Origin of the sequence: Nitrosomonas communis, from assembly GCF_900114745.1 — a bacterium.
GTDB lineage: Bacteria > Pseudomonadota > Gammaproteobacteria > Burkholderiales > Nitrosomonadaceae > Nitrosomonas > Nitrosomonas communis_A.
In genome coordinates this window covers 1-7,102 of sequence record NZ_FOUB01000110.1, presented here as the reverse complement: position 1 = coordinate 7,102, position 7,102 = coordinate 1, and the positions used below count along the sequence as shown (strand labels likewise).

At 41.9% G+C, this 7,102-nt stretch carries 9 protein-coding genes; 2 read left to right on the top strand and 7 right to left on the bottom strand.

Annotated elements, in window-relative coordinates:
* Nucleotides 1-344: 344 nt before the first annotated feature.
* From BM122_RS19795 to BM122_RS19775, 6 genes are all read right to left on the bottom strand, one after another.
* Nucleotides 345-758, bottom strand: a complete 414-nt coding sequence (locus BM122_RS19795) for an IS3 family transposase (protein WP_074907240.1) — start codon at nucleotides 756-758, stop codon at nucleotides 345-347.
* Between the two features lie 8 nt (nucleotides 759-766).
* The gene (locus BM122_RS19790; protein ID WP_074907238.1) at nucleotides 767-1,072 is read right to left on the bottom strand and encodes a transposase; all 306 of its coding nucleotides are present in this window, start codon (nucleotides 1,070-1,072) and stop codon (nucleotides 767-769) included.
* Between the two features lie 151 nt (nucleotides 1,073-1,223).
* Nucleotides 1,224-1,406 carry a hypothetical protein gene (locus tag BM122_RS19785; protein WP_074907237.1) on the bottom strand — a complete coding sequence of 61 codons (183 nt, stop codon included), beginning with the start codon at nucleotides 1,404-1,406 and terminating at the stop codon, nucleotides 1,224-1,226.
* 5 nt (nucleotides 1,407-1,411) lie between these two features.
* Nucleotides 1,412-1,546: a transposase gene (locus BM122_RS22870; protein WP_143083563.1), complete on the bottom strand. Its 135-nt coding sequence runs from the start codon at nucleotides 1,544-1,546 to the stop codon at nucleotides 1,412-1,414.
* 605 nt (nucleotides 1,547-2,151) lie between these two features.
* A complete protein-coding gene (gene ypfJ, locus BM122_RS19780) occupies nucleotides 2,152-3,018 on the bottom strand; it encodes a KPN_02809 family neutral zinc metallopeptidase (RefSeq protein ID WP_074907235.1) in 867 nt (288 codons plus the stop codon).
* A 920-nt stretch (nucleotides 3,019-3,938) separates the two neighbouring features.
* Entirely contained in the window at nucleotides 3,939-4,790 is an 852-nt protein-coding gene (locus tag BM122_RS19775) for a carotenoid biosynthesis protein (protein WP_074907233.1), read from the bottom strand.
* A gap of 338 nt (nucleotides 4,791-5,128) precedes the next feature.
* On the opposite strand from BM122_RS19775, the gene BM122_RS19770 reads away from it, so the two are divergent.
* Nucleotides 5,129-5,338, top strand: a complete 210-nt coding sequence (locus BM122_RS19770) for a cytochrome b5-like heme/steroid binding domain-containing protein (protein WP_143083562.1) — start codon at nucleotides 5,129-5,131, stop codon at nucleotides 5,336-5,338.
* A 32-nt stretch (nucleotides 5,339-5,370) separates the two neighbouring features.
* Here the strand turns inward: BM122_RS19770 and BM122_RS19765 are convergent, their stop codons facing one another.
* Complete coding sequence (locus BM122_RS19765) at nucleotides 5,371-5,841, bottom strand: LexA family protein (RefSeq protein WP_083398625.1); 471 nt, start codon at nucleotides 5,839-5,841, stop codon at nucleotides 5,371-5,373.
* 217 nt (nucleotides 5,842-6,058) lie between these two features.
* Here BM122_RS19765 and BM122_RS19760 point away from each other — a divergent pair, with 217 nt between their 5' ends.
* Complete coding sequence (locus BM122_RS19760; RefSeq protein WP_074907229.1) at nucleotides 6,059-6,847, top strand: toll/interleukin-1 receptor domain-containing protein; 789 nt, start codon at nucleotides 6,059-6,061, stop codon at nucleotides 6,845-6,847.
* The last annotated feature ends 255 nt before the right edge of the window (nucleotides 6,848-7,102 follow it).

Genomic DNA, 7,102 nt, shown 5'->3' with positions numbered 1-7,102 from the left:
TTTGAGCTTGTGCCTTTCGCTTCACATCGCCACCGAAGGTTCCCGCAGTTCAACGTAAGAGCCCGAATCAGACTGACGCTGCCTCTATGCCGGACACCGCCTGGCCCGTAAGCAGGTAACGGCCAGACTGCTCCTGGAGTAACCTCACCCGCCAGTTTTGATGTCATCTGAGTGCTTTCGACACTTGAACGGCCGTTCACGGTTGTTCGTCTTCATTGATCCATACCTGATGCTCGAGACACCTTTTCCATAACGCTCACGACCCAGGCTTTTGGCCAGTGCCGCTTAGGGTGGTTTGCAACCTGCTCCTGCAAGCCGATTGCGAGGGGCCATACCCTCATCTCTTACGCCGCTTGCTGCGGCACACTGATATCGCTGACCCACGCTTTGCCAGGTGCGCTAACAGCAAATTCTCGTTTCAAAATATTAGGCGCGAACGGTAAATGATGTTTAGAATCGGTCGTGACCTTGAATTTACGCTTTTGCTTACGACGCAAATTCAGCTTCTTGCGAAGCACTCGAACACGGTATGCTGTAATCTGTACCCCCTGATCTATCAGCTCACTATGCAAGCGTTTCACACCGTAGGTCTCTCGGGTGCGTTGGTGTGCTGCCAGTATTTCTATTACCAGCCGTGCATTTTTTTGCTCACGCTCACAAGGTGGGCGAATATTCCAGGCAGGAAAACCACTCTCTGAAACCTCGAGTACACGGCACATAAGTGCAACGGGATATTGCTGTCGCAGCGTATCAATCATGCCGTATCTCACCGCGACTCCTTCGCGAAATAGGCCGCCGCACACTTTTTTATGAAATCTCTCTCCATCTTCACTTCTGCCAGCTCACGCTTGATCCTGGATAACTCTAGTTCAAGCTCAGTCAGTGAGCTCTGCTTTTTACCTACGGTTGTGAGTGCACCTTGCCGGTCAGCATAAACCCAGTTCTTTAACGTCCCCTTAGGTAAAGATAGTCGTTTCGCCGCTTCAACCAGCGTTAATCCACTTTCTTTAAAAAACTTGACCGATTGCTCGCGAAATTCCTGGCTATATCGTGTTCGGGGTAATTGTTCCATCTATATCTTCCATTTCATGTCTATATTTTATGAAACTTTGGACTCCATAAAACTCAGCATACCTCATAGTAGGCACTTGCGCTAACCCCCATCACACGACACAGCACGGTTACCGGATATGTCTTCTGTTGCACCTGAATAAACCCGTACTTTATTCGGCTTCTTTCGCAAAGAAGAGTACGGCCTTTTTTAATCTCTCTCGCTCCATCCGCAATGGTTCATTTTCCTTACGTAAACGCAGCAATTCGGATTGATCTGCCAAACTCAATCCCGGCTTCTTCGCTATCGATTCAGTGCCTGAAGGCTTACGCTCCGCCTGAACCCAGCGCCTCAAAGCACTTACGATATGCCCAGATGCGCAGCAGCCTGATGTTGACCATAACCTTTCTCGAGAACCAACCGGGCTGCATCCTGTTTAAATTCCAAACTATATTTGGGCCTTTTGTGTTTTCTATCGCGTTTTATCTCACTCATTTAGGTCACCTCTTTTGCCAGTATATAATCTGCCTTTAGAGTGTCCGGAGTTATTAGACCATTTTAATCGCCAAGGGCCGCGATATCGGATCACTTCCGTTTATACAGGCCGACAATGGTCCTCTGCCAAGACATTATCGTGAGAATCCCTTTGTACCTATCAACAATTTTAGCGGTTTCAGTCGATGTGCTCATGTCGAAGCTGTGTTCATGCCGGAGCTAGAGCCCTGGGTACATTCATCTATTGCTATCATTTTCAGTAGGTTTCGGCGGTACAGCCGGTATTGCTGGCAATGGATTCTATTGTCACTCAATGGGTTTATGAGAAAGTAAAATTCATTTTGCAACCATGGAAAATCCTTCTAAATTTTAGGCTGTTTTTTAATACTCTAATATTGTGAGGATGCACTTTGATATTAATGCTATCCATTGAAATGGTTTCATTTTTGATGCGAATGCATTGTTGCTATAACTGTTCAAAAACTTTTAAAACCCATCGCTCTTTGTCCGAGTATTAACAGTCCCTAGTTTTCTATCCAGTGCTCCTGCTCACCTGCTGATGCTGATCACCAACAATCGTCTTACGCTAGTATTAGCTCTACTATCTATAGTTTTTTAGCTTTGAATGTATCACAGTCACTAATTTTTCCCGATTCCAGTCCTTTTTTAAACCAGCGAACTCGCTGTTCTGAGCTTCCATGAGTAAAAGACTCAGGAATAATATAACCCTGTGATTGCTTCTGTAAACGATCATCACCAATAGCTGTGGCAGCATTTAAGCCCTCTTCAACATCACCACTTTCTAGAATATTCCGTGAACGATGTGCGTTATGTGCCCATACACCAGCAAAACAATCTGCTTGCAATTCCAGCCGAACAGATAGTGCGTTTCTTTGGGTTTCATTTATACTTTTCCTCAAGGTCATAACATGATTAGAAATGCCTAACAAGGTTTGTATATGATGGCCAATCTCATGGGCAATAACATATGCTCGTGCAAAATCCCCAGGAGCACCTAATTTTTTTAAATCATCGAAAAAGTCAAGATCTATATAAACTTTCTGGTCTGCGGGACAGTAAAATGGACCCATTGCGGCTTGTGCAAACCCACATGCAGACTGTACAACACCACTGAATAAAACAAGCGTAGGTTCTTTGTAACTTTTATTTAGCTGCTCAGGAAATAATACTTTCCAAGTATCCTCCGTATCTGCAAGAATCACGGATGTAAATTCCCTTGCCTCCTCCTGACCAGCAAAGATAGGTTGAGTTTCTGTTTGAGATGATTGAAAGCCGCTATCTAAAATTTCTGCTCCTTGCATAATGATACGTGGATCTATATCCAGAAACATCGCTATAAGGATTAAAATGACGATTCCTATACTCCCACCCCCAAGTCCAGCTCTTTTAGAGATACGTAATCCACGCCTGTCTTCAATATTCTGACTACGACGTCCAGTTTTCCAGCGCATAAACTCCTCCAACAAGTATTAAACTTAATGCAAGTTTTAAATGTACATCTTATCCCATTTCTAAACCAAACCTGACTTTGTTGGTTTTTTTCTTGCCATATTATTTATATAGTGTCTACAGTTCGTCTCCGTGTCATATTTCTGATTTGGAAATGGAAATTATAGGGTCTAGGTGTTATCAATAAAGCAATGACGCAATCCACATATACCGGAAAGCTAAGTAACTTTTCTCATTTTTTGTCACCTCTATTTCAAGTTAATTGGGTGTTTTATATCCAGGGTCACTACTGTCCAGTTAACTATAAACCTATGAAAGATAAAGCCCAAGTGAGCTTCGAAGTGGATTAACATCGGTAGGCTCGAAACAGCAGTTTACCAATCCAAGGGTTTAAATCTAAAACATATTAACGCTATATTTAACCAACTGCTCAAGCACATCCATGGTTATTGCCGTGATCGAGTAGGCAAGTAAAATGAAAGTGATGGCCGGGTTATGCACACTTAACTGTTTAACCTTGTTTATAGCACTGATTTATGCACAATTAGCACAAAGACTTTTTACTTTATGATCTACAAATGACTTTAAGCAGTCTTACCTCTTGCTATTTTTATACCTAGGAACAACACTGATTCGACATTCCACGATTGCAAATGCTTATTCACAGCGTTTTTCTGTGATCTTTTTGTGAAAATATACGTTATATCGAAGGATAAGTACGAGACAGACGCTCACTCTTGGCGCACGCATCAGTGCAGTTCCGCAATATATTTACAAGACTATGCGATATGCATAGATAACTCACCAAATCGGATAAATTCGAATGTTGAATTGCCATGGCTCTAGTTTGATATCCTAAAAAGCTAAGCAAATCTACTGACTACTTAACCCGATGTAATCCATATATGACAACACCTCTCACTCATTCTTTAATCCTATTGAGAAGCGAGCAAGGATAATCTTTCAAATGCTCCTGCAACTCCTCCTCACGATAGCGGTTAACTCGCATAACAGCCATAATTATTACCATGAGAATTGGCAGCACAAATATAAAAATGCCCGTTAGTACAATCAGATACTCACCAATCCAAAACGATACTATCCAGTTGAAGATAAGCACTGACAAATAGAGAAGCGGCCCCAACAGCGAGCGAAACGGTATAGCAAAAATTCTGTATGGCGCTTTTTCTTCACCTCTGCGGTCTATCTGTTGCAGAGCAGCTACTAGCACAAAACTGGTTAACAACCAGCCAGCATAGTTTGAGATCGGTACTCCAAAATGTAACCCTGACTCATGATAGCTATATATTTGTCCGAGGAACCAGCGATCGCCTTGTAGTGCCACCGGATCTATTATGATATCTAGAAAGGTCTGCAAGAAAGCTCCTAGTATTAGAGCAGCCCATGAATGCCGAATAGCACGGGTCTCCAGTGTAATTAGATCAAAACCGCGTGTAGCCAAGGGCGATAAAATGAATAGCGCTGTAGTGTAACTGCAGTAAGTCAGGAAAACATACGAAAGTGAATCGAAGAAAGGCACTCCCCAAATCCACAACTCTTTATAGCTTGTGGTGTCTATGTAATAATACCAGCCATAGGGAAATCCGGTACTAATGGAAAGTTTCTCCGATAGAAAGGCTATCAGATAGGCTGCGCCGGTGAAAGTAAAAGTCTTACGCCAGCCTATATGTGGTATACAGATCAAAAGAAATACCATGAAAAAGATAAATACATACGGGCGCATAATAATAGTGCCGAAAAGAATATCAAGCATAAACCACTCCTTGGCGAAGGGTAAGATGTCACAATAAGATGGATTGACAGATGTAGAAAGTATCTGTTATGCCGTGAATAAAAATCTCACATAAGATTGATAAGCAATATAATAAGTTTTATTTATTATATTTTATTTTCAATAAGTTACATTAATATTTATTCCGCAAAAATAATAAAAATTACACTCTAAAATCGTTTATCTATGCGACACTTATAATTTTTGCGGAAAGGATTTTGGCGTGTTTTGACATAGCTTGGTCAACATTTTGGTCAACATTTTTATAATGCATGCATACAGAGAAAGCATTGAAGATATTGCTAAGAGGATTCAATAGAATGAGAAATAAATGGATGACAAGGGAAAAGTTTGAGAAATTCTGCAATTCAGGAGGATGCTGGATTGCAATTGAAGGAATGGTTGCGCTGGTGTTCTATTCCGACGAGAAATATATGTCATATGATGACCGCTCTAAAGCTTATCCAGCAGAGTCTATACTCGCGGTTATGCCACTTTTAGCGCCTGAGTATCCTGAGGAAATTAAATAAAAAACTGGAAAGATATTTTGCAGTAGACATGATTAAACCTCAAAGCGAGTGACGGTTCCCACTACCACACCCCACACTTGCAATTCATCGCCCTCACTGAAACGGATAGGCGGATAATCCGAATTCTCAGCGTGCAGCTCAATCACACCATTGCAGGAGTACAATCGCTTTACAGTATATTCATTGTTAATCACGGCCAATACGATATGCCCGTGTTTAGGCTTGATCGAGCGATCAACCACCAGCATATCGCCATCGTAGATGTGTGCACCAGTCATTGAGTCACCCACAACGCGAAAGAAATACGTCGATACTTTATTACGCACCAGGTAATCATTGATATCAAGACTTTTCTCTTTGTAATCTTCAGCAGGGGATGGGAACCCCGCTGGTATTCGATACTGCAATAACGGCAAGATACAAACGGAAGGATCAAGCATTGCTCGCTGCAAAATAGGAAGATCAGACTCACTACTTGATTCAACTGGAATATTGATTGTCATGGCGATTGCTTTTGTGCTTGATGATGGGTGAAGTATAAAGCACTTATTTATCTGCTAAAAATCACTAGAAATGCGGACGTTTTGTCTTGGCTAGTCAACTTTTCAAAAAATTCATTTATTCATCATAAATTAGATATCATTTCTGGCGTATTATATCGCGTCATTTTGGACATCTAATTCTAATTAGGCCTTCATCAAACAACAACCGGGGAATCACATGAAAGTTTTCTTTAGCCACGCATCAGAAGACAAGCCGCTCGTTGAACAAGTCTTTCTTCGTGTATCAAATAAATACCCTAAAATTCAAGGCTGGTTAGACAAATACGAAATATTAGGCGGCGACCAACTGATAGACAAAGTTCATGCCGGCATCGAATCTGCAGAAAAATTCCTGATATTTCTATCCCCCGATTCCATTGACAAACCATGGGTGCGCACTGAATTAAGAAAGGCACTAATGGATGAAATCAAAGGAATTAAGCCAGAATTCATTATCCCAATCAGAGCTGGACATATATCACAATTCCCACCCTTCCTTGAAGGACGCTTCTACATAGACATAGTTTCAAAAACAGAAGATGAGTGGCTAACAGATATTTATTCCGCAATCACACGAGAAAAGAAGCAAAATCAAGCCCCGGCAGAAAACTTACAGATCTCGATCGCATTAGCCCATGATGATCCTAATGCAGCGATGGTAGTTTTTGAGCCGCAATTTTGGGCAAACGAAATCGGCTTCAAAATTACCACGTCAGAAAAAATAGAAAATTCCTTATGGACGTACGCTGGCTTTAAAGGTATGAGGCAAATATCCATCACCGAACTCAAAGGTGATTACGAGTATGGGGTAAAAATAGATGACCACACTATTAAGCCAAAGGTCCCTTTCGTGATGGGTGTTATATTTGGAGCTTCAGGTGATCCCAGAGCTAAAGTCTTAGGTGTTAAATCATGGAATGGGGAAGGTGGAGAGTCTCGCATGAGTGTCATGCACTTCCCCGACTAGACATGTGTTTGAGCTACTACATATATTCTTTTGAACCAGTGCATTTTCTGCACTGGTTCTGAGAACATCTCATTTATTATCAACCACCTCAAACCCAGGCTTGCGCCTCGTAGTCAATTACTTAGCAACTCCCTTGATCTTCTCAACCATCCTGACCCCACTCAGCCCTAGCATTGCCAACACCAGCTCTAACAGGTAGTCGGTATGAATATCTGGCAGGGTCTTAAACGGCAGCTCAAAAGCCTGTACGATCCA